General features: G+C 30.5%; 21 protein-coding genes. 14 read left to right on the top strand and 7 right to left on the bottom strand.

The features are described 5' to 3' along the window. Positions 1–52: 52 nt before the first annotated feature. From thrS to rplT, 4 genes are read left to right on the top strand one after another with little or no spacing between them, the layout of a single operon-like run. The gene (thrS, locus tag CF66_RS02470) at positions 53–1,981 is read left to right on the top strand and encodes a threonine--tRNA ligase (protein WP_016503397.1); all 1,929 of its coding nucleotides are present in this window, start codon (positions 53–55) and stop codon (positions 1,979–1,981) included. Between the two features lie 30 nt (positions 1,982–2,011). Beyond that, the gene (infC, locus tag CF66_RS02475) at positions 2,012–2,539 is read left to right on the top strand and encodes a translation initiation factor IF-3 (protein ID WP_016503396.1); all 528 of its coding nucleotides are present in this window, start codon (positions 2,012–2,014) and stop codon (positions 2,537–2,539) included. Positions 2,540–2,596: 57 nt separating this feature from the next. Further along, entirely contained in the window at positions 2,597–2,791 is a 195-nt protein-coding gene (gene rpmI / locus CF66_RS02480; RefSeq protein ID WP_034411429.1) for a 50S ribosomal protein L35, read from the top strand. Between the two features lie 34 nt (positions 2,792–2,825). Beyond that, positions 2,826–3,179, top strand: coding sequence for a 50S ribosomal protein L20 (gene rplT / locus CF66_RS02485; protein WP_034411430.1), 354 nt, complete (start codon positions 2,826–2,828; stop codon positions 3,177–3,179). A 180-nt stretch (positions 3,180–3,359) separates the two neighbouring features. Here the strand turns inward: rplT and CF66_RS02490 are convergent, their stop codons facing one another. Next, a complete protein-coding gene (locus tag CF66_RS02490; RefSeq protein WP_034411431.1) occupies positions 3,360–4,238 on the bottom strand; it encodes an EamA family transporter in 879 nt (292 codons plus the stop codon). A 699-nt stretch (positions 4,239–4,937) separates the two neighbouring features. Between CF66_RS02490 and ccoN the strand changes: the two genes are divergently transcribed. The 8 genes from ccoN to CF66_RS02530 are packed head-to-tail and all read left to right on the top strand — an operon-like array spanning position 4,938 to position 11,929. Beyond that, positions 4,938–6,368: a cytochrome-c oxidase, cbb3-type subunit I gene (gene ccoN / locus CF66_RS02495; protein ID WP_016503393.1), complete on the top strand. Its 1,431-nt coding sequence runs from the start codon at positions 4,938–4,940 to the stop codon at positions 6,366–6,368. Positions 6,369–6,379: 11 nt separating this feature from the next. Next, complete coding sequence (gene ccoO / locus CF66_RS02500) at positions 6,380–7,000, top strand: cytochrome-c oxidase, cbb3-type subunit II (RefSeq protein WP_016503392.1); 621 nt, start codon at positions 6,380–6,382, stop codon at positions 6,998–7,000. A 10-nt stretch (positions 7,001–7,010) separates the two neighbouring features. Continuing rightward, positions 7,011–7,181 carry a cbb3-type cytochrome oxidase subunit 3 gene (locus CF66_RS02505; protein ID WP_242633028.1) on the top strand — a complete coding sequence of 57 codons (171 nt, stop codon included), beginning with the start codon at positions 7,011–7,013 and terminating at the stop codon, positions 7,179–7,181. Next, entirely contained in the window at positions 7,178–8,161 is a 984-nt protein-coding gene (ccoP, locus tag CF66_RS02510) for a cytochrome-c oxidase, cbb3-type subunit III (protein ID WP_016503390.1), read from the top strand. Before CF66_RS02505 ends, ccoP begins: the two co-directional genes overlap by 4 nt. 37 nt (positions 8,162–8,198) lie before the next feature. Next, positions 8,199–8,684, top strand: a complete 486-nt coding sequence (locus CF66_RS02515) for a FixH family protein (protein WP_016503389.1) — start codon at positions 8,199–8,201, stop codon at positions 8,682–8,684. Between the two features lie 10 nt (positions 8,685–8,694). Further along, positions 8,695–11,076, top strand: coding sequence for a heavy metal translocating P-type ATPase (locus tag CF66_RS02520; RefSeq protein ID WP_034411433.1), 2,382 nt, complete (start codon positions 8,695–8,697; stop codon positions 11,074–11,076). Beyond that, on the top strand, positions 11,076–11,225 hold the full coding sequence (gene ccoS, locus CF66_RS02525; protein WP_034411434.1) for a cbb3-type cytochrome oxidase assembly protein CcoS: 150 nt from the start codon (positions 11,076–11,078) through the stop codon (positions 11,223–11,225). Before CF66_RS02520 ends, ccoS begins: the two co-directional genes overlap by 1 nt. A gap of 14 nt (positions 11,226–11,239) precedes the next feature. Further along, the gene (locus tag CF66_RS02530) at positions 11,240–11,929 is read left to right on the top strand and encodes a sulfite exporter TauE/SafE family protein (RefSeq protein ID WP_034411435.1); all 690 of its coding nucleotides are present in this window, start codon (positions 11,240–11,242) and stop codon (positions 11,927–11,929) included. Positions 11,930–11,939: 10 nt separating this feature from the next. On the opposite strand, the gene CF66_RS02535 is transcribed toward CF66_RS02530, so the two are convergent. From CF66_RS02535 to purH, 6 genes are all read right to left on the bottom strand, one after another. Next, entirely contained in the window at positions 11,940–12,722 is a 783-nt protein-coding gene (locus tag CF66_RS02535) for a hypothetical protein (RefSeq protein WP_016503385.1), read from the bottom strand. Positions 12,723–12,841: 119 nt separating this feature from the next. Beyond that, positions 12,842–14,791: an exoribonuclease II gene (locus CF66_RS02540; protein ID WP_034411436.1), complete on the bottom strand. Its 1,950-nt coding sequence runs from the start codon at positions 14,789–14,791 to the stop codon at positions 12,842–12,844. Between the two features lie 46 nt (positions 14,792–14,837). Beyond that, positions 14,838–16,244 (bottom strand): basic amino acid/polyamine antiporter, encoded by a 1,407-nt coding sequence (locus CF66_RS02545; RefSeq protein ID WP_034411437.1) that lies wholly within the window; start codon positions 16,242–16,244, stop codon positions 14,838–14,840. Positions 16,245–16,307: 63 nt separating this feature from the next. Then, on the bottom strand, positions 16,308–16,988 hold the full coding sequence (locus CF66_RS02550; protein WP_016503382.1) for a MaoC family dehydratase: 681 nt from the start codon (positions 16,986–16,988) through the stop codon (positions 16,308–16,310). Positions 16,989–17,162: 174 nt separating this feature from the next. Further along, positions 17,163–18,461 carry a phosphoribosylamine--glycine ligase gene (gene purD / locus CF66_RS02555; RefSeq protein WP_016503381.1) on the bottom strand — a complete coding sequence of 433 codons (1,299 nt, stop codon included), beginning with the start codon at positions 18,459–18,461 and terminating at the stop codon, positions 17,163–17,165. 61 nt (positions 18,462–18,522) lie between these two features. Further along, positions 18,523–20,118: a bifunctional phosphoribosylaminoimidazolecarboxamide formyltransferase/IMP cyclohydrolase gene (gene purH / locus CF66_RS02560; protein ID WP_016503380.1), complete on the bottom strand. Its 1,596-nt coding sequence runs from the start codon at positions 20,116–20,118 to the stop codon at positions 18,523–18,525. Between the two features lie 253 nt (positions 20,119–20,371). Between purH and asnS the strand changes: the two genes are divergently transcribed. Continuing rightward, positions 20,372–21,772, top strand: a complete 1,401-nt coding sequence (gene asnS, locus CF66_RS02565) for an asparagine--tRNA ligase (RefSeq protein ID WP_034411438.1) — start codon at positions 20,372–20,374, stop codon at positions 21,770–21,772. Between the two features lie 116 nt (positions 21,773–21,888). Beyond that, entirely contained in the window at positions 21,889–23,079 is a 1,191-nt protein-coding gene (locus CF66_RS02570) for an amino acid aminotransferase (RefSeq protein ID WP_034411439.1), read from the top strand. The last annotated feature ends 100 nt before the right edge of the window (positions 23,080–23,179 follow it).

The raw sequence follows: 23,179 nt of genomic DNA on the forward strand, positions 1-23,179 counted from the left end.
AATAAATATTATTTTAGTATCTCGCATAAAATATCATTATAAAGGATAAAAAATGCCTACTATTAATTTAACTGATGGAAATCAAAGGCAATTTAATACACCAGTATCAACTTTAGATGTTGCTAAAACAATTTCTTTAAGTCTTGCTAGAATAACCATTGCTGGTCATGTTAATGGTGTTCTTATTGATGCTACTGATCTAATAAAAAATGATGTAACCCTGAAAATTATTACAATTAAGGATAAAAAGGAAAGTTTAGAAATTGTTCGACATTCATGTGCCCACTTATTAGGGCACGCTATTAAAAGGCTTTATCCAAAAGCAAAAATGGCAATTGGACCAACTATTAATAATGGCTTTTACTATGATATTGATACGAATCATTCTTTAACTCAAGAAGATATAAAAAAAATTGAACAATGCATGAAGAAATTAGCAAAAAGTAAATATTGGGTCATTAAGAAAAAAGTTAGCTGGCAACAAGCTTATGATATCTTTCAAAAACGACATGAAATGTATAAAATTGAAATATTGAACGAGAATATCTCTCATGATGAATTTCCTGCTTTATACTATCATCAGGAATATATTGATATGTGTCGTGGTCCACATGTCCCTAACATGGGTTTTTGTCAAAATTTTGCTTTGCTCAATATTTCTGGTGCTTATTGGCGTGGTAATAGTAATAATAAAATGTTACAACGAATTTATGGTACAGCTTTTCATGATAAAAAATCACTAAAAAAACATTTAGTTTGCCTTTCAGAAACTATTAAACGAGATCACCGAAAAATAGGAAAAAACCTAGAATTATTCCATGTGCAACAGGAGGCACCTGGGATGATATTTTGGCATTCTAACGGTTGGTCTATTTTCAGAGAATTAGAATGTTTTATTCGAGAAAAATTAATTGAATATGATTATCAAGAAGTTAAAACCCCTTTAATGATGGATAAAACCATTTGGAAGCGTTCTGGACACTATGATAAATATATGGATGAAATGTTTATAACATCTTCCGAATCTAAAGAATATGCTATTAAGCCTATGAATTGCCCTGGACATATACAAATATTTAATCAAAGCTTAAAATCTTATCGTGATTTACCATTACGTATGGCTGAATTTGGTTCGTGCACTCGAAATGAACCATCAGGTGCACTGCATGGCATTATGCGAATTCGTAGTTTCACTCAAGATGATGCACATATTTTTTGTACAGAAAAGCAAATTCAAACAGAAGTTACTAATTGTATTCATATGGTTTACGATATATATAAGGTATTTGGTTTTAAAAATATTTCAGTAAAATTGTCTACAAGACCAAACAAATATATTGGTCATGATAGTACGTGGGAACAATCAGAAAATGCACTGAAAGAGTCTCTTGATCAGATGGAACTTGCATATGAAATTCAAGAAGGAGAAGGTGCATTTTATGGACCTAAAATTGAATTTACATTGTATGATTGTTTAAATCGAGCATGGCAATGCGGAACGATCCAGCTGGATTTTCATTTACCAACCCTTTTTGGTATAACTTATATTAATGAAAGCAATAACCGATTAGCTCCAGTTATGATTCACCGAGCAATTTTGGGTTCAATTGAACGATTTATTGGAATTTTAATTGAGGAATATGCTGGATTTTTTCCAACCTGGTTATCTCCAGAACAAGTAGTAGTTATAAATATTACTGATAAACAGATTAATTATGTTCAACAAATTACACGAAAATTAAAAAAAAATGAAATTAGGGCTAAAGCAGACTTGAGAAATGAAAAAATTGGATTTAAAATCCGTGAGCATACTTTAAAACGTGTTTCATACATGTTAATTTGTGGTGACCAAGAAATGATATCTAATAAAGTTTCTGTACGTAATTGTGCAGGAAAGAATTTAGGTCAATTTAAATTAATTGATTTTGTTTCTTACATTCAAACTGAAATTTCTGCCCGTAAACTCAATCTGGAGGAATAAACTATTAAAACTGGGAAACGTAGCCAACAGATGGCAAAACAACAAGACCAACACCGTTTAAATGATGAAATTAGTGGTGTTAAAGAGGTTCGTTTAATAGGTATTAATAGCCAACCAATGGGTATCATTTCTTTTAATAAAGCCTTAGAGATGGCTTTAGAAGTAGGTATAGACTTGGTAGAAATCAGTCCAAATGCTGAGCCGCCAGTTTGTCGGATAATGGACTACGGCAAATTCCTTTTTGAAAAAAACAAAGCTGCTAAGGAACAAAAAAGAAAACAGAAACAGATTCAGGTTAAAGAAATAAAATTTCGTCCTGGAACTGATATCGGTGACTATCATGTAAAGCTACGCAATTTACTTCGTTTTCTAAAAGATGGTAATAAAGTTAAGATTACAGTTCGATTTCGTGGACGTGAAATGGCTCATCAAAATATTGGTATAAACGTTTTAAATCGCTTAAAAAGAGATACAGAAAAATTAGCTATTGTAGAATCTTTTCCAAATAAAATAGAAGCTCGTCAAATGGTAATGCTATTATCTCCAAAGAAAAAGTGAGATGATCAATCTATCATATATTTCATATATATCCCTATAAAATGAAGGCTATTTCTTGTGTATAAAATGAAAACAAACAAAGGGGCAGCTAAAAGATTTAAAAAGACTGCTGCTGGAATTAAGTATAAGCATGCGACTAAACGTCATATTCTCACTAAACGTACTACTAAGAATAAACGTCAACTAAGAGTTAATTCGTTCCTTACAAAATGCGAAGTAGCTGCAGTCAAGCGCATGATAATAAATACTTAAATTATTTTGATATTCTTCAAATAGGGAGAAGCTAATGCCACGAATTAAACGTAGTGTGTGTTCACGTGCACGCCATAAAAAAATTTTAAAACAAGCTAAGGGCTACTATGGAGCTCGTTCACGTGTTTATCGAGTAGCTTTTCAGGCAGTTACTAAAGCAGCGCAATATGCTTATCGTGACCGTCGTTGTAAAAAACGTCAATTCCGACAGCTTTGGATTACACGAATCAATGCCGCTGCTCGAAACAATGGTTTATCTTATAGTTGTTTTATAAATGGCTTGAAAAAAGCATCCATTGAAATTGATCGAAAGATGCTAGCAGAAATTGCAATATTTGATCATGTTGCGTTTTCTAAATTAGTTAATAAAGCTAAAGCTGTTCTTTAAACTTATATCTCTTAATTTAAAACTAAGCATAAAAGAAGGATAGTTAGATAGCACCTATCTTTCTTTCTTAACTTTCAATAGCCTAATTTATACAAAATTTTATCCACAAAAAATGTGGATAAAACCCTAAAAATCTTTTAATATACTGTTATTAATATGAATAGATACTACATCTATCATTTACTTAAGGTATACTGCATTAAACAACAATACCAGACAGAGGACAGAACCACTAATTAAAACTCGAACTAAGTTAACATCTTTATTCCAAATTAGCAGATTAACTATTAATCCAACAGGGATCAAGGCATTATTCATCACTGCCAAAGTCCCTGCATTAACCATACATGCTCCTTTATTCCACATGAAATATCCAAAACCAGAAGCTATCAATCCTAAATAAATAAGTACTGCCCATTGCAAACTATTAGATGGTAACCGATTAAAATCCCCTAACCATATAAATTCAATGATAGCTACAAATAATGCACCACAATAAAAATAACCAAATATCCTCTTCTGTGGAAGTTTAAAGCATTCTTCTTCGATAAAATGTTTATAACAAGTTTGGCCAATTGCAAAGCAGAGATTTGAAAATTGAACTATGAAGAAACCTACTAAAAAATCATTTTCAAAGTATCTAAATTGAACAAAAAAAACAGCAATAATAGAAATAATTGAACTAAATAAATAATAAAAAGAAATAATTGAACTAAATAAATAATAAAGAGAAAATGAACCTTTTAAGAAATCATAAAGTAGAGTGATATAGATGGGAGTAAAAACACTAAATGAAATAACTTCTTGTACTGAAATAAATCTAAAAGATTGATAATAAAAGGAATACATTAATCCTAGCTGACAGGCACCAATAAGCATTAATTTTATGATTAATATTTTTGGTATGCCTCGAAATTTAAGAAAGGGGGAAAATAAAAAAAAAGAAAGTGCAAGTCGTATTAATACTGAAAAATAAGGGTCTACTTGATCAGAAAGATACACCCCAACCAAGCTAAATGAGAAACCCCAAATCAAAGTGACCAAAGATAAATAGAACAACTACTTCTACCAAATAAATAATAAATTAATACGAGCTACCTTTTCTAGATTTATATTCAATGCTAATAAATAGTATCAGAATAAATATACTAATATTTGTTTAATATCTAATACTAAATATGTTACTTATTCTCTATTCAATAATTATTTAATAACAATAAATTTTATGAGTAATGTTTATGCTATTATCTGAGTTTGAGTTTTTTTAGGTACTCCTTATAAAATTAATATATATATAAATCAAATTGTTACTTCAAGCTAAATAAAAGATTATTGACATTTTACATGACAAATGGGTACCCTTCCCTGTAAACTTATGTTGAAGTTGCAAAAAGATTTTATAATGTTATCAGAATGATAACATTATATGCGATAAACGAAGAATATTAAAACCTGTTTTATTAAGTATATCTTACAAAGTGTAACAATATTATACATAGTAATTAAAAATCACCTTTTATTAAGATTGTATAAACCATAATTATTTTTGAAAAAATAAATTAATTCTTACTTTTATAATCTATGTTGATCATCATATAAAATATTGATTGCAGTACAGTCATTCCTTCAAATATTACTTTATGATTAGATATTCAACTATATCTAAAATACTTTTCTTTTATAAGAAGTTACGTTACCTGATAGTATGCACTTCTTTAATAATTTAGGTATAGTTAATTTAAAATTAGGAAGATATAAATGGAACAAACAAAACAGTTAAAACAAAAATACGACTATACGATCGTGTCTCAGTTTAGCATTATGAGTATTATTTGGGGTATTATAGGGATGGCTGTTGGTGTTTTCATTGCCGCTCAACTAATTTGGCCAGAACTAAATTTTAACATACCTTGGTTAACATATGGTCGCCTACGTCCTTTGCATACTAATTTAGTTATTTTTGCTTTTGCTACTAGTACATTATTTGCAACATCTTATTATGTTGTTCAACGAACATGCCAAACGAAATTATTTGGTGGATTACTGGTTAAATTTACTTTTTGGGGATGGCAAGCAATTATTTTTGCATCTATTTTTACATTACCTTTAGGTTTAACTTCATCAAAAGAATATGCAGAATTAGAATGGCCAATTGATATTGCTATAGCTTTTGTTTGGATTTCTTATGCAATAGTTTTCTTTGGAACGCTTGCAAAACGTAAAACATCTCATATCTATGTAGCAAATTGGTTTTATGGAGCTTTTATAATTACTATTGCTATACTACACATTGTCAATAGTGCAGCTATTCCTGTTTCTATAGGAAAATCCTACTCTATTTATTCAGGTGCAGTAGATGCTATGATTCAGTGGTGGTATGGACATAATGCAGTAGGTTTTTTATTAACGGCTGGATTCTTAGGAATGATGTATTATTTTGTACCAAAACAAGCTGAACGTCCAATTTATTCATACCGTCTTTCTATTCTTCACTTTTGGGCTTTAATTTCTTTATATATTTGGGCAGGGCCACACCACCTACATTATACAGCATTGCCTGATTGGACTCAGTCTTTGGGTATGGTTATGTCTCTCATCTTATTTGCTCCTTCATGGGGAGGCATGATTAACGGTATTATGACATTATCAGGTGCATGGCATAAACTTCGTTATGATCCTATATTACGATTTTTAATCGTTTCTCTATCATTTTATGGAATGTCCACTTTTGAAGGTCCTATGATGTCAATTAAAACAGTAAATGCCCTATCACATTATACTGACTGGACAATTGGACATGTACATTCTGGTGCATTAGGTTGGGTTTCTATGATATCTATTGGAGCAATTTATCATTTAATTCCTAATTTATTTAATCAAGAACGGATGTATTCTATTAAACTAATCAATATTCATTTTTGGCTAGCTATGATTGGTACTACGCTTTACATAATAGCAATGTGGATATCAGGTGTAACACAAGGGTTAATGTGGCGTGCAGTAAACTCCGATGGAACTTTAAAGTATAGTTTTATTGAATCAGTACAGGCTTCTTACCCATTTTACTTCATTCGCTTTACTGGTGGTTTCATCTTTTTATTTGGTATGTTACTAATGGCCTATAACACCTATATGACTATTAATGCACCAAAATATAGTCTGAAATTCATTAAGCAAATAGCACAATAGGAAAGTTTCGAATGAATTTAAATTCTAATAATCGTCACGAAATTCTTGAAAAGAATATTGGTTTGCTAGCTATTTTAATCATATTGGCAATTAGTCTAGGTGCTTTTGTTGAAATAATACCTTTAATTTTTCAAAAACAAATCACAGAACCGATTCAAAATCTACGTCCTTATACTGCATTAGAATTGGAAGGTCGTGATATATACATTCGTGAAGGGTGCAATGTTTGTCATAGCCAAATGATTCGTCCATTTCGTTCAGAAACTGAACGTTATGGACACTACTCTTTAGCTGGTGAAAGTGTATGGGAACATCCATTTTTATGGGGTTCAAAACGCACAGGACCAGATTTAGCTAGAATTGGTCAGCGTTATTCAGATACATGGCATCGTCTACATTTACTTAATCCACGTCAATTAATTCCAGAATCTAATATGCCTGCTTTCCCTTGGTTGGAGAAAAAAACTTTAGACAGTACGCTAATTAAAAAGAAACTTAAAATTTTTAAAAATAAATTTGATGTTCCGTATACTGATGAACAAATCTCAAATGCACAAAAAGAACTAGAAGGAAAAACAGAAATGGATGCTATTATCGCTTATCTACAATCTCTTGGTCACGGAATGAGATAAGGAAATGGATATGGCTTTTTTTCACAGTATTTGGACTGTTGTTTTATTTATTAACTTTATAGCATTGCTTTGGTGGGTCTATATAAAAAAAAGTGATTCTGATTTTACTAAGACTGCCAACTTAATTTTTGATGATGATGATGCAGAAACCTCATCACAAAAAGGAGTTAATGCAAAATGACAATATTTTGGAGTTTTTGGATCTTTTCAATCACTATTTCCACTTTACTTGCTTGTACTACACTTCTTTTCTGGTGTCTTAAAAATAAAGTAGGTATTGAAGATGGGAAAGATATGGGTCATGAATATGATGGTATTAGAGAACTCAATAATCCTTTACCAAGATGGTGGGTCTATTTATTTATTAGTGCTCTTATTTTTTCCATAATCTATCTTATTTTATATCCAGGACTTGGAAATTTTCAAGGAATTTTAAAGTGGAAAAGTTCAAACCAAACCGTACAAACTTTAAAACAATCTAAAGCATCTATCTTAGAATCACAAAAAAACAAATCTCTTATCCAATACGCGAAAGAACTTGATGAGGCTAATATTAAATTTAATAAAATATTTAAACAGCTTGCATATCAAGAAGAAGATATTAGTATTTTACGTTCTTTGCCTGACATAGCAAAAAACCCTAATGCTTTAAAAGTAGGACAGCGTCTCTTTTTACAAAATTGTTCACAGTGTCATGGTTCTGATGCTCGTGGTCAAAAAGGATTTCCTGATCTTACAAATAATATTTGGATATATGGTGGTGAACCTGCTGATATAGTGAAAACTGTAATGCAAGGAAGAATTGGTGAAATGCCTGGTTGGAAAAATATTTTAGATGATAAAAGCATTAAATCACTTGTTAGCTACACACTAAGTCTTTCTGGTCGTTCAGTAAATACTAGGGAAGCAAAATTAGGAGAAAAGCATTTTATAGTCTGTTCAGCTTGTCATGGTACTGATGGAAAAGGTAATTCTAAGTTAGGTGCACCAGATTTAACCGATCAAATTTGGGTATATGGTGGTTCCCGTGCTGATGTAACAGAATCAATTAAAAATGGACGATTTAGCGTAATGCCTTCATGGAAGGATATTTTAGATGAAGATAAGATACAACTTGTTTCTGCTTACGTATGGAGTTTAAATAATAAAGACAATGATTAATAAATAATTATTCTACACATATTATGAGAATTTTATTATGCTCAAACCTTGGTATAAGCAGTTCTGGCCATGTTTTTTAATAGCACTTCCCTTATTAGTTATAATAGCTTCAATCATTACAATCTTAATATTTTCTAAAAATTCTATAAATTTAATTTCTAAAGATTACTATATCAAAGGGAAAAGTACGAATATTAACCTTTATCTTAGTAGAATTAATGTTGCTAGAAAATTAAAGATCAATGCCTATATATTCTTTGATAAAAAGAATATTATTATTCGATTGGATAAAGGAAAGTTAGAACATTATCCTGATATAAATACTATATTTACTCATAGAACATCAGCTGGATATGATTTCTCTTATCAAGTACTATCAAAAGGTAATAATCAATATCATATTCCTATAAATCGGAATATGATAGAAGGACCGTGGTTTATTAAAATTTCTCCTAATAATAAACGATGGTTAATTGAAGGGAAAGTAACCTTTCCTTCCTCTGAAATCCAATCAATATGCTAATTATTTTTTTATGAAAAAACAATGCTACCATTGTGGTCAAGATATACCAAAAAATACAGTATATAAAATAAAAATTTTTGGAAAAATAAGATATATGTGCTGTCCAGGTTGTGAAGCAGTTGCCATAACTATCTGTGATAGCGGTCTTCTTAGCTACTATAAGTATAGAACCGAACCTGCCAAGACAGTGAATGTAATCGCTGACCAGTTACAAAATTTAGTACATTATGATAATGAAGATATTCAATCAGAATTTGTACATAAAATAGAAAATCTATCTGAAATCATGTTATCTCTTGAAGGAATATCTTGTGCCGCTTGTGCTTGGTTAATTGAAAAAAAACTATCTCATCAAAAAGGAGTTGTATCTATTCGAGTCAATATCACAACTAGCCGAGCATTATTAACATGGAATCAAACTACTATAAAATTAAGTTCACTACTTTTATCTATCCATCAATTAGGATATAAAGCCGCACCTTTTGAAATTGATTCTTTGGAGAATAGCTATAATCAATCTATGAAAAAATATCTTTATCGATTAGGAATAGCTGGGTTAGCGAGTATGCAGATTATGATGCTTGCCATTGTTCTTTATTTTGAAGTTTTTAGCGATCTAGATAAAGAGTTTAAACACTATTTTCGATGGATTAGTCTTATTTTTGCTACACCAGTTATCTTATATTCAGCATTACCATTTTATTTAAATGCATATCGCAATATTAAATCAGGAATATTTGGAGTAGATCTACCTGTTTCAATTGCATTGATTTTTTCATATATTGCTAGTTTTATTGCAACTGTAGATAATAAAGGTGAAGTGTTTTTTGAATCAATCTCTATGTTTACTTTTTTTTTGCTAATTGGACGTTTCTTAGAAATACAAGCCAGAAGAAAAGCCAGTATAGAAAGTAGTAATCGTCTAAAATTAGTGCCCGCTTTGGCTAACACAATTACAGGAAAACAAATAGCGGCTAATACTTTACAACTTGGTGATAGAATAAGAATTTTTTCTGGTGAATATATTCCAGTCGATGGAAAAATAATTTCAGAATATGCATACATTGATGAATCTATTCTTACTGGAGAAACAATTCCAATCGCAAAACAATGTGGTGATATTGCTTATGCTGGAACTTTAAATTTAGATACTGAAAAATCATTTGATTTAGAAGTAGTCTCTACTAAAAATAATTCAATGGTATCAAATATTGCACGTTTACAAGATAAGGTTCAAATGTCTAAGCCAAAAATAGCTAAAATAGCTGATATTTTAGCTCGTTATTTTGTTATAATAATTTTATTAATTGCAGCTTGTACATGGTTATTTTGGCATAAATTAAAATCTGATGACGCTTTTTGGATTATGTTATCTGTACTTGTTTCAACTTGCCCTTGTGCCTTTTCACTTGCTACTCCAGCTGCCTTGACTTGTGCAACTTTTAGAATGGGAAAATTAAATATTCTATTACGTAAAGGGCATGTTTTTGAAACTTTATGTAAAGTAAAACATCTTATTGTAGATAAAACTGGGACATTAACTCATGGTTATATTAAAATCTGCAATGTTACTCTACATTCTACTCTTACTAAAGAAAATGTTCTTGGAATTGCAGGTGCTTTAGAGGCATATAACAATCACCCAATAGCACGTGCGTTTAAACAATATAAGAATGATTCATTTAAAATTAATAATGTTAAAAATTTTATTGGTTCTGGAGTACAGGGATACTATCAAGGTAAATTAGCAAAAATTGGAAATGAAGCTTTTGTTTTTGGTTCTTCAGGTGAAAAAATAGAACAAGATAGTATATATTTATCTTTAAATGGTGAACATGTAGCTACTTTTATATACAGAGATCCTATTCGTTCAGAAAGCAAAAAATTTATAGAATGCTTCAAAAATCTAGGTGTTAAAATTACCTTATTAACTGGTGATTCAAGTATTAATGCTAATAATGTTGCAAAATTCATTGGTATTGATAATGTCATCTCAAATTTAAAACCAAAAGATAAGCTATCTTATTTACAGAAATTTAATAAAAATGATATTACGATGGTTATCGGCGATGGAATTAATGATGCCCCTATTTTAGCTGGTTCCCATATCTCAATCGCTATGGGAGGAGGTTCAAATTTAGCAAAAACTTCTGCAGATATGGTGCTTTTAGAAGATCAATTAAATCGTATTTTGCAAGCAAGAGAACTTGCTTTAAAAACTCGTAGGATTATTTTCGAAAACCTAGCATGGTCATTAGGATACAATTTTTTTATATTACCACTTGCTGTTTCTGGTCTAGTCGTGCCATATTTAGCTGTAATTGGTATGTCATCTAGCTCTATTATAGTACTATCAAACTCTCTTCGTTTACTAAAAGAAAAGGTAACATGATGGAAAGTCTTTATATTCTTATTCCAATTGGAATAATACTAATCTATTTGGCAATGATTATATTTTTTTGGGCAGTGAAAACTGGTCAATTTGAGGATCTAGATCAAGAAGGATGTAAGATATTATTTTTAGATGAAAATAATAATTAATCTCAAAATTGAAAATGATAGATTCACATTTTTTAATCGCTTTTTTAATTGGCTTGCTCAGTGCAGGTCACTGTATAGGAATGTGTTCAGGAATAGCCAGTTTTGTTTCAATGCACAATGATAAACCTTCTAATAAATTTATTCCGGTATATTACAATCTAGGTAGATTATGCACTTATTCATTATTAGGAGCTATAGTAGGAGGAACTATTTCTTCTGTTGCAAACATTATTAATTTCACTAATTCTCTTGCCTACTTAAGACTTGCTGCATCTTTTTTTCTAATTGCTTTATCCCTTTATCTTGGACGTTGGTGGTTTGGATTACTTTATATAGAAAAATCGGGGAAAACTATATGGAAATATATTATACCTCTAGGAAAAAAAATATTGCCTTTAAGAACTCCAATACATGCTTTTCCATTTGGTTTTATATGGGGATGGTTACCATGTGGTCTTGTTTATTCAACTCTAACTTGGTCTGCACTATCTGGTGGTATAGTCAATGGCGCTCTTGTAATGTTTTGCTTTGGTTCTGGAACATTACCAGCAATGTTACTTATCCCTTGTGGGAGTAATTATATAAAAAGATTGCAACAATCAAAATTTTTCCAACAATTAGGTGCTGTTATTATTCTTTTTTATGGAATATATACCGGATATCAATCTATTAGGATGCTTATTTATTTAAATCATCAAAGTTAAATTTATTATTCTAAGCATTAAAATTTTTTTTATGTATTTTTTTAGTTGAAATAATTTTCAACTCAATTCCAAACATATTTCGATAAATGATACCTTTAACATGAAAAAAAAATGGTATAGTAAAGATTAAACCAATTCCATAAAATAAAATTGATAGCAAAAATATCAAAAAAAGCAATAAATAAATAAATATTATAACAAAAAGTTTTTTATTTATTGCTCGAAATGAAAACAATAAAGATTGTATTGGTAAAACCCCTTTTTCACAAATAAGCAAAATGGAATTACTAAATGCTACTGAAAAATACAGAGATAAAAATGGAAATATTATTTCTGCAATATTTTGAATCAATAAGCTTAAAAAAGTAGCTAATATTACCGGAATAGTAAATTGTAATCCTTTAATAATATGTAATTTCTTAGTAGAAAGACCAGCTACATGACTCATTGCCATTAAGCTAATACCTGCGTAAATAGGAGCACTAATAATTGTAGTGATGAAACTTGATAAAAACAAAGAATCTATCAAATTTGAATCAAAGATATTATTTGGATTTTTCAATATATCAATAATAATTGAAAAATTTAAAAGTTGTAATTTCAATGCAATATAAAATACTCCAATGTGTATAACTGTAAAAATAACAATAGAAGGAGAAAATGATAACAAATTTTTCATGGTATGATTCCATGCTTCTTTAAATATCTCGGTAATTTTTAGTTCATAATTACCAGAAATACCACGCTCAAGACTTCCACCTAAATTAATTTTATTTTCAATATTATTGTTCATTAATTAAAATCCAAATTTTTGCAATACACAGAATAATATTTTCAATAAAAAATGAAGATTTATTGAAAACTTAAATTAGAAAAGCAGAAAAATACATTTAATAAAAAACAGTAAGATACTTATATCGGTTTTGCAATTAAATTAAATTGATTTACTTCGACTAATACCACTTTAAATTTATCACCTAATTGATAGATCAACTTTTCATTGAAAAAAAAAGAGCCACTATCAGCACTATATTTAATATCTTCTTTACTTCCAAAAAATAAAATAGGAATAAATGCTATTGCACCATTTTCAAGAAGACGAATGCGCATCCCTGAACAACTAGCATCAAAAATTTCAGCTGTAAACTGAATTTTATTTTTTGGTGCTTGAGAGAGCGCATTTCCATATAACCAATCTAAAACATTTCGATTTGCAATTCTATGATGTTTACGAGATAAATTTAATTCTTTACAAAGTGATTCATCTGGAATTTGTACAGGTTTTTTATCTAAAATATAGGCTTTCAGCATACGATGGTTAATCATATCGCTATATTTGCGAATTGGAGATGTCCAAGTAGCATAAATATCCAATCCCATAGCATAATGAGGGCTAGGTAAAAAATTTAATTTGCTATGTACCTGAAATTTTCTTATAAAATAATCAAAGTAATTTGTATCTTGATTATTTAACCAATGACGTAAAGCAATAAAACCATTTAATGTAGACAGTTCAGAAGAATTAGCTGGAAAAGTGCTTTTTTTATTTAAAAATCGAGTAATATAATAAAGTTTATTTTGTTTAAAACCAGCATGTATATTGAACAATCCTAATGAAAATTTCGCATTAAGTATTTTTCCAGCACAGATATTAGCAATAATCATAGATTCTTCAATTAAATGATGTGCGCTACGACGTATATCAGAATGAATAACAATAGAATCATCATTCTCGTTTAATGAAAATCGATAGTCGGGGTATTCAGGAAAAACGACCGCATTTTTTTTTCTCCAATTTAATCTAACTTGTGAAAGTTCATAAAGAGCAGTTAATATATCACTTATTGCTTTATTAGGACACCAATCTGTAGATTGACCGGTTTCAATCCAATCTGAAACATAATCGTAAACTAAACATGCATGAGACCTAATATTAGCAGCAAAAAAATCAATGGTTTTTTCAAGAATAAAACCATCTTTAGTTATCAATACTGTACAACAAAGGGCTGGACGAACTTGATTTTCAATAAGTGAACATACATTTTCAGATAAATCACGAGGTAATATTGGAATATCTAAACCAGGCAAGTAAATGGTAAAACTTCGCTTACGTGCCAGTGTATCTAAATTATCTTCTGGAAGAAGATATGCTGTTGGATCGGAAATAGCAATTGTTAATTCAAAATCACCATTATTACTTTTTTTAATATATAAAGCATCATCTATATCCTTTGTTGATTTACTATCAATCGTAATAAAAGGGATGGTAGTCATATCAAAACGCTTTAAATCTGCATCATCTTTTAGTTTCCAATTATTATTAGCAGAAATAGGTTCACTATTGCATAGATTATTCTTTGCTAAAATTGTTAACCAATGTGCTATTTTAGCATTTGCTATTTTCCTCGAAATTTCAACAAGAAAATCTTTATCTCCTTTAAGAGGATGATGAATTAAATAAGCGAAAACCAAATCATTATTACAAAAACTTTCAAAAGAAAGTCCTTTTTTAAGCTGAGCTTTTATTAATTTCATCTTATATTTTGGATGATCTGGTAAGAAAACAAATTTACCTTTGGATAATTTAATGTGACCTATAAAATACGTTACACTTTTTTCTAAAAGTTTTTTTGGTTCTGCAATTTGTTTTTCTTCTGCTGTCAGATGAATATTCGCAATAACTTTATCACCATGAAGACATTTTTTCATATAAAAAGGAGGAATAAAAAAATTAGTCTTAGAGTCCAAGACCTCAAGAAAACCAAAAGTCTTCCCAGTAGATTTAACAACCCCTATTTTCTTTGGTAGATCTTTTTTCAATTTTTTCTTAAGCTGAGCAAGCAATGGATTATCTTGAAACATCTCACTCCTTTCTTTTATCTATATGATTTAAATTAAAATATTAAAGCTACAAAACAGTGCCATTCAATATTTCCTTTAAACCTATCAAAGCTGCTATAAGTAGTAAGCCTACAATGATACGCTCTTTACCTTTGAATAAATGAATATTTTGTTCTCTTTGAGATTTAATAAAAAAATATAAACCTGGCAGGTAAAGTACAGCAGACATAATAAAGAACTGTAACCCTGATGCATATAATAACCATATACCAAATGAAGTAGATAAAAAACCAAGTACTATACCAAAAAGATTTTCTTGTTTTATAGCAAATTTCAAAGTATAAATACCAACCAATAAATAAGGTACTAGTATCATCTCAGAAGCTATCCTATATAATGAATCATAAGTACCATCAAGGCACATGACAAAAATTAAGGATACTTGAATAGCTATAGTAGTGAATATTAATGACCTAATAGGAGTTCCATTAGCATTAATCCGTCTATAAGTTTCTGGAAATAATTTATCTTTTGCGCATGAATATGGAACTTCGGTGGCATAAATTAGCCAGCTAAGAAAAGAACTACAAACTGAAATAATAAGACCAATACCAATAATATATTGCCCTAAAGGTCCCATTATAGATGTAAGGATTTTAGCTGTTGAAGGATTTGGATATTTTGCTAACTCAACTGATTGAATAACACCCATGGAAGTAAGTGTTACTAAGACATAAATTAAAATAGTAGTCAGTAAAGCCAATATAGTAGAAAAACCGATATGTTTTCTGTGTCTTGCCCGATTTGATAATACTACTGCACCTTCAATACCAATAAATACCCAAACAGTAATTAGCATAGTTGCCTTTACCTGTGAAAAAAGGTCGTATTCTTTTCCAAAATGGGCTCCATGAAAATCAAACATAAACGTATCCCAATGAAAAGCTAACAACGCTAATATAATAAATATGAATAAAGATAGTAATTTTGCAAAAGTAGCTAATAAATTTATAAAAGCAGCAGTTTGAATACCATTTGAAATAAAAATATGAATCATCCAAAGGAAAATAGATGCGACTATAATTGAAACAGCATTATTACCTACCCCAAATATTACTAAATCTGAAGTGTCAAATAACAGACCTAATGTAGCGCAGATGATCACTAAATATGATATATTAGTAAATGTAGCACTAACCCAATAAGCCCAAGCTGAACAAAAACCCGTTAATCTCCCAAAACCGTGCTTTGCATAACCAAAGATGCCAGTATTAATATGTGGGTTAGTTATAGATAAATACTGTAAAGAAAGTGCTAAAGATATCATTCCTACACCAGTTATCAACCAAGCAATTATAATAGCAGCTGGACTAGCAACTGCAGCCATATTTTGCGGTAAGCTAAAAATCCCAGCCCCAATCATGGAACTAATGATTAATGCGGTTAATGAAGCTAATCCAAGCTTTTTATCCATAAAATCAATTTCCTTTTTTTTTATTATTTAACTTTGAATTGGTTATTGATTCACTTTTGTATTTCAAAAATACAACTGAATAACTGAAATTAGTATACAAGCAGGCCGACGAATACCTTCAATTTCAATTTGAATCTCTCTTTCAACTCTTAAACTTTTTTTAATTGGAACTACGTTAAGTAATTTACTTTTAGCCCTTATATTATTCCCAGATTTAACTGGATATGGGAAACGCACTTGATTTAAACCAACATTGACTATCATCCTAGCAGTAGGAAATCGGAAAGTATCAGAACCTGAGCTATCGGTTAAACGAGGTAAAAGAGATAAAGTTAAAAATCCATGAGCAACCGTTGATTTATATGGAGATTCTTTTTTCGCTCGTTTTGGATCTGTATGAATCCATTGCATATCCTCAGTGACTTTAGCAAACTGATCAATACGATTCTGATCAATTCGCATCCAATCACCTACATGAATTATTGCACCAATTTGGTTTTGTAATTCACTATACACAATTTGAGCTTCAGGGTTTAAAGAAAAAGTTTCCAACACAGGAATATCTATATTATTTACTTCTACTTTTTGTAAATCACGTACCCAAGAAAAGAAATAGCTAGTATTTTTTCTATCGAAAAAAACTTCCCAATATTCACGCAATGTGGGAGGCATCCAATTAGGAAATTCAGGATTTTTTTTCGACGTAGACTGCGTACAATTTTTAAAAAAACTCGTTACTTTCATGGAAACCTCAGAGTTAATCTAAGAAACAAATAATTCTTAATCTTGAAGTAACTGAAGATTATATGCAACGCTTTTACAAATCTCAACTAATAAGTTACATTTAAATCTTTGATAATAATAGTTAAAAAAATAAAACATAAAAATTTATAAATAAAGGAAACAACATAACAAGAATCATTTTGTTATTTTTTCATGCAGAATGGTTTGATAAGCAATATCTTTCCGATAAAACATACCATTCCAACTAACTTGGTTAGCTAACAAATAGGCAATTTCCTTGGCTTCAGAAACCGTCTTACCTAACGCTGTTGCACAAAATACACGCCCTCCATTAGTAACCAACTCCCCAGATTTTTTTCTTGCTGTACTTCCGTGAAAAAGTTTTTGATTTTGCATTTTTACTTCAGAGGTTGATATTACATGACCCTTAGCAACATCTCTCGGATAACCATCTGATGCAAGGACAACACCAACAGCAGCATTAGAATTCCAATTAGAATTTTCAAAATTTAGCCGATTATGAATAGCAGAAAGACACAGGTCTACCAAATCTGATTCCATACGCATCATAATACATTGAGCTTCTGGATCGCCAAATCGACAATTATACTCAATAACCTTTGGCATACCTTGAGAATCAATAATTAAACCTGCATATAAAAAACCTGTATATGGACAACCTTCTAAATTCATAGCATGAACAGTTGGATAAATAATCTTCTCTAGCACACGTTTATAAATTCTATCTGTAATGACCAAAGCAGGAGAGCATGAGCCCATACCTCCTGTGTTAAGACCCTTGTCTTGATCACCGACTCGTTTATAATCTTGACTAGTTGCCATTGGTAAAACATTGAATCCATCAACCATTACAATAAAACTAGCCTCTTCACCTTGAAGAAATTCTTCAATCAGCACAATCCTTCTATCTGACTTATTAGCATAAATATTTTTAATCAAAATATCCTTGACTGCGCTTTCTGCTTCCTGAAAAGTTTTTGCTATAACAACACCCTTTCCTGAAGCAAGGCCATCAACCTTAATAACTATTGGTAATCCTTGCTTTCTGATGTGATGTAAAGCGGGTTCAAGTTCGCTAAAAACTGAACAGGCTCCGGTGGGAATTTTATGACGTAACAATAAATCTTTAGCAAAAGATTTAGATCCTTCAATCTTCGATGCAGCTTTTGTTGGACCAAATATTAATAAACCAGCTTTCTGAAAAGAATCCACAATTCCTTTTACTAATGGCGCTTCTGGACCAACTATAGTAAGGTCTATTCTAGTTTTTAAAGAAAAGTCAACCAGAGCAGAGATATCTTCAATTGAAATTTCCACATTCTTTACTTTAGGCTCAAGAGCAGTACCTGCATTACCAGGAGCAACAAATACTGTTTTTACATTCAAATTCTGCGCTGATTTCCAAGCAAGCGCATGCTCACGTCCTCCAGAACCTATGATCAATACCTTCATTGAAATCTCTTATTTTTATTGAATAGGTTCAGAATAAAGCGATTTACCTGGTTGTCAAGAATTAGTGAAGGAAATGACGTATACCAGTAAAAATCATGCTTATACCATGTTGGTCAGCTGCTTTAATGATTTCCTTATCACGTATTGAACCACCTGGTTGAATAATACATGAAATTCCAACTCTTGCAGCCTCATCAATTCCATCACGAAAAGGGAAAAAAGCATCTGATGCCATAACACAACCTTTTAATTTTAATCCTAGTTCGGTAGCTTTCATTTTAGCAATTTTAGCTGAATAAACGCGACTCATTTGTCCAGCTCCTATACCGACGGTTACACAATTTCTTGAGTATACAATAGCATTAGACTTTACGTATTTTACAACTTTCCAGCAAAATAATGAATCCTTTAATTCTTTTTTTTCAGGTTGCCTTTTTGACACTACTTTAATCTGATTTTCAGAAATCATAGCTTGATCATAATCTTGAATGATTATTCCACCTTTAATACTTTTTATATCGAAACCATAAATTCTATTTGATTGAATTCCACTACACTGCAGTAAACGAATATTTTTTTTCTTATTAAGAATTTTTATTGATTCATCTAAAATAGATGGAGCAATAATAACTTCACTGAATTGTTTTTCTATAATTGCTGATGAAGTTAATGGATCTAGTATTCTATTGAACGCAATAATACCTCCAAATGCAGACACTGGATCTGCCCGATAAGCATTATCATAAGCTTCAAAAATTGTTTTTCCTAACGCTACAGCGCATGGATTAGTGTGCTTAATAATAACACATGCTGGCTCATTAAACTCTTTTATACATTCAAGAGCTGCATTAGTATCAATGATATTATTATAAGAAAGCGCTTTACCTTGTATTTGAGAGGCAGTCAATACAGACGGATCTAAAAAATTTTCTTCGGCATAAAGTGCAGCAGTTTGATGAGAATTTTCACCATACAATAAAGTTTGTTTTTTCTTAAAACTTTTAGAAAAAACCATAGGAAATTTACAGTTTCTAGACCTTTTTTGTTTACCTTTACTGATTAGAGACTTTTCATTAAAATAACTAGAAATAGTACTTTCATAGTTAGCAGTATATTCAAAGGCAGAAGCAGCAAGACGAATTCGAGTTCCTGAACTTAAATAACCATCGCTAGAATCAATTTCATCTATAATGCAATCGTACTCATTAGGATTAACCACAACAGCAATATCTTCATGATTCTTTGCTGCAGCACGAACCATCGTTGGACCACCAATATCAATATTTTCTAATATCTCAGATGATGTGCAATTACCTTCAGAAATAGCTTGCTCAAATGGATAAAAATTTACAATAACTATATCTATTGGAGTAATATTATGTACCTTCATTTCGTGATCATCTTGACCGCGACGACCAAGAATACCAGCGAAAATTTTATGATGTAAAGTTTTGATTCTACCGTCCATAATTTCTGGGAAACCAGAATAATTTGATACTTCAGTTACTAACACACCATGTTCTCTGAGGTACCGAGCAGTACCATCTGTAGAAATTATATTAATGCTATTATCTATTAAAGATTTTGCAAATTTAACAATGCCAGACTTATTGGATACACTTATTAAAGCATGACGAATGAGACGAACATCATTCACGTTATCTTTCCTTAAATTATTTATAGTAAAAAAACATATAACTTTTATTCTAACTAGTTTTTTTAAAAAAATCTTATCAAAATTACTAGTATCTTATTTCAATAAGGAATTAACTTAAAAACTATTAAACTTAGTAATTAAAGCTTGCAGCTAAAAATTTTAAAGCTAGTATGTACTAAGTAAATTTAAATTAATTGATGATTATCTGACTCAATTTCATTGAGTAGTTAAACAATAGTAAAATAGGAATAGTATGAATTTGACACCGGTAATAGATATACTTACTGGAAATTTAGCAGTAAGTAGTTTCGCAACAGTTTCTGGTTGGGTACGTTCACGCCGTGATTCCAAAGCAGGGATCTCTTTCATTTCCATTTATGATGGTTCTTGTTTGAGCTCTTTACAAGCTGTAGTTCCTAACACTCTTGATAACTATAAAAGTGAAATATTAAAATTAACGTCAGGTTGCTCTATTAAAGTAAAGGGGGAAATTGTTGAATCTCCTGGTAAAGGTCAACATTTTGAATTATCTGTAACTGAGTTTAAGGTAATAGGTTGGATTGAAAAACCTGAAACTTACCCAATGGCAAAGACTCGTCAATCTATGGAGTATCTTCGTGAAATTGCTCATCTTCGTCCACGCAGCAATATAATTGGAGCAGTTTCACGTGTACGTAATGCTTTATTCTGTTCGGTTCACAATTTTTTTCAAAAAAATGGTTATTTATGGGTTTCTACACCTTTGATAACCTCATCTGATACAGAAGGCACTGGTGAAATGTTTCGTGTATCGACTTTAGATATACAAAATCTATCTTTTAAAAAACAAGGAAAAGTTGATTATAGTAAAGATTTCTTTGGACAGGAGACATTTCTAACAGTATCAGGTCAATTGAATGCTGAGGCATATGCCTGTGCTTTGAGTAAAGTTTATACGTTTGGTCCTACATTTCGAGCTGAAAATTCAAATACAAGTCGCCATTTATCAGAGTTTTGGATGGTTGAACCTGAAGTAGCATTTGCAGCACTACAAGATATTGCTCACCTTGCTGAAGAAATGTTGAAATATATATTTCAAGATGTACTTCAAAATTGTAGTGAAGACCTTAAGTTTTTTTATCAAAATACTGATAAAACAATTATTTCTCGCATAGAAAAGATTCTAGATTCTAAATTTTTAAAAATAGATTATACTGATGCAGTTCAGATTCTACAAGATTCTAATAAAAAATTTAATTTTTCTGTTGAATGGGGAATTGACCTTTCTTCTGAGCATGAGCGTTATCTAACTGAAAAATACTTTGGAGCACCATTAATTGTAAAAAATTATCCTAAAAACATTAAAGCATTCTATATGCGACTTAATGATGATAACAAAACTGTAGCTTCAATGGATTTGCTCGTTCCTGGTATTGGGGAAATTATAGGCGGGTCTCAACGCGAAGAACGTTTAGATATATTAAATGCTAATATGATTAAAATTGGTATAAAACCTGAACAGATGAATTGGTATCGCGATCTTCGCCGTTATGGGACTGTTCCTCATTCTGGGTTTGGTCTTGGTTTTGAACGTTTAGTATCTTATGTTACTGGTGTGAAAAATGTTCGTGATGTTATTCCATTTCCACGCACACCTTTATCTGCAAAATTCTAATCTAAAATCAACTAATTCTTACAGGAATTATATATGCTAAAAATCTCTTATTTTTATACCATAATATAAAAAAATAAATTATTTAAAACTAACTATGTATAGTATGGATGAAAATCATGTTTGAAAAAGTCTCCCCTGCTCCAGTTGATCCTATCTTCGGCTTAACAGAAGAATTTATAAAGGATATTCGTTCTAGAAAAATCAATCTCACTATTGGTATATATAAAGATAAAAATAATAAAACCCCAATTCTTAATACAGTCAAAAAAGCTGAATTAAATATTTTAGAATTAGAAAGAACTAAATCTTATTTGATAATTGAAGGGAAAAGTGAATATGCTTATTCTGTACAAAAACTATTATTTGGTGAAAACGCTCAAATTATTAAAGAAAATCGCATAAAAACAGCTCAAACTCCAGGAGGAACCGGAGCACTTCGCATTGCAGCTGAATTTATCAAACACAAATTGAAACGAAATACAATATGGTGTAGTAATCCTACTTGGACTAATCATAATGCTATATTTTCAAGTGTAGGACTTAGAATAAAGCAATATAGCTATTACAATGAAATAATTAAAGATAAAAATTTTACTGGAATGATAGAGGATCTGGAAAAAGCCTCTCATGGTGATATTGTTTTGCTACATGTATGCTCACATAATCCTACCGGCACAGATCTTACTAAAGAGGAATGGAACATATTAGCTCAACTCATTGAAGAAAAAGGGCTTATTCCATTATTTGACTGTGCTTATCAAGGTTTCTCCAAAGGTATTGAAGAAGATGCTTATGGAGTTCGAACTATTACTAAATATAGCAAAGAAATTTTAGTTGCTACTTCATTTTCTAAAAATTTTAGCCTGTATAATGAACGAATTGGAGCACTTACTTTAATAGCGGAGAAAGAACATATCACCAATAAAGCATTTTCACAAATAAAAGGAATTATTCGTTGTATTTACTCTACTCCACCAGCTCATGGCAGTAATATTGTTAGTATGATCCTTAATAATCCTACACTTTGCATAGAATGGAAAAATGAGCTAAAAGAAATGCGTAACAGAATTCAAGAAATGCGTAAATTATTTATAAAAACCTTAAATACAATAATAAATAAAACTGATTTTGATTTTTTACAAAAACAAACCGGTATGTTTTCATACTTAAATTTATCTCAAAAACAAATTAGACGTTTAAGAGAGGAATTTGCTGTTTATATTCTCCCCCCTGGACGAATTAATGTATCAGGCATAACGGAATCAAATATAGAAGCACTTTGTAGTAGTATTGCTAAGGTAATGTGATATATCTAAACTTTTAGTGTACAAAAAAAATATCACTTGCTAATACTTTTTAAATATTTATGAATATCGTTTACAATTAAACTAGTATTTACTGGATAAA

The organism is Candidatus Photodesmus anomalopis, assembly GCF_000731785.2.
In the GTDB taxonomy this organism is placed as follows: Bacteria; Pseudomonadota; Gammaproteobacteria; order Enterobacterales; family Vibrionaceae; genus Vibrio; species Vibrio anomalopis.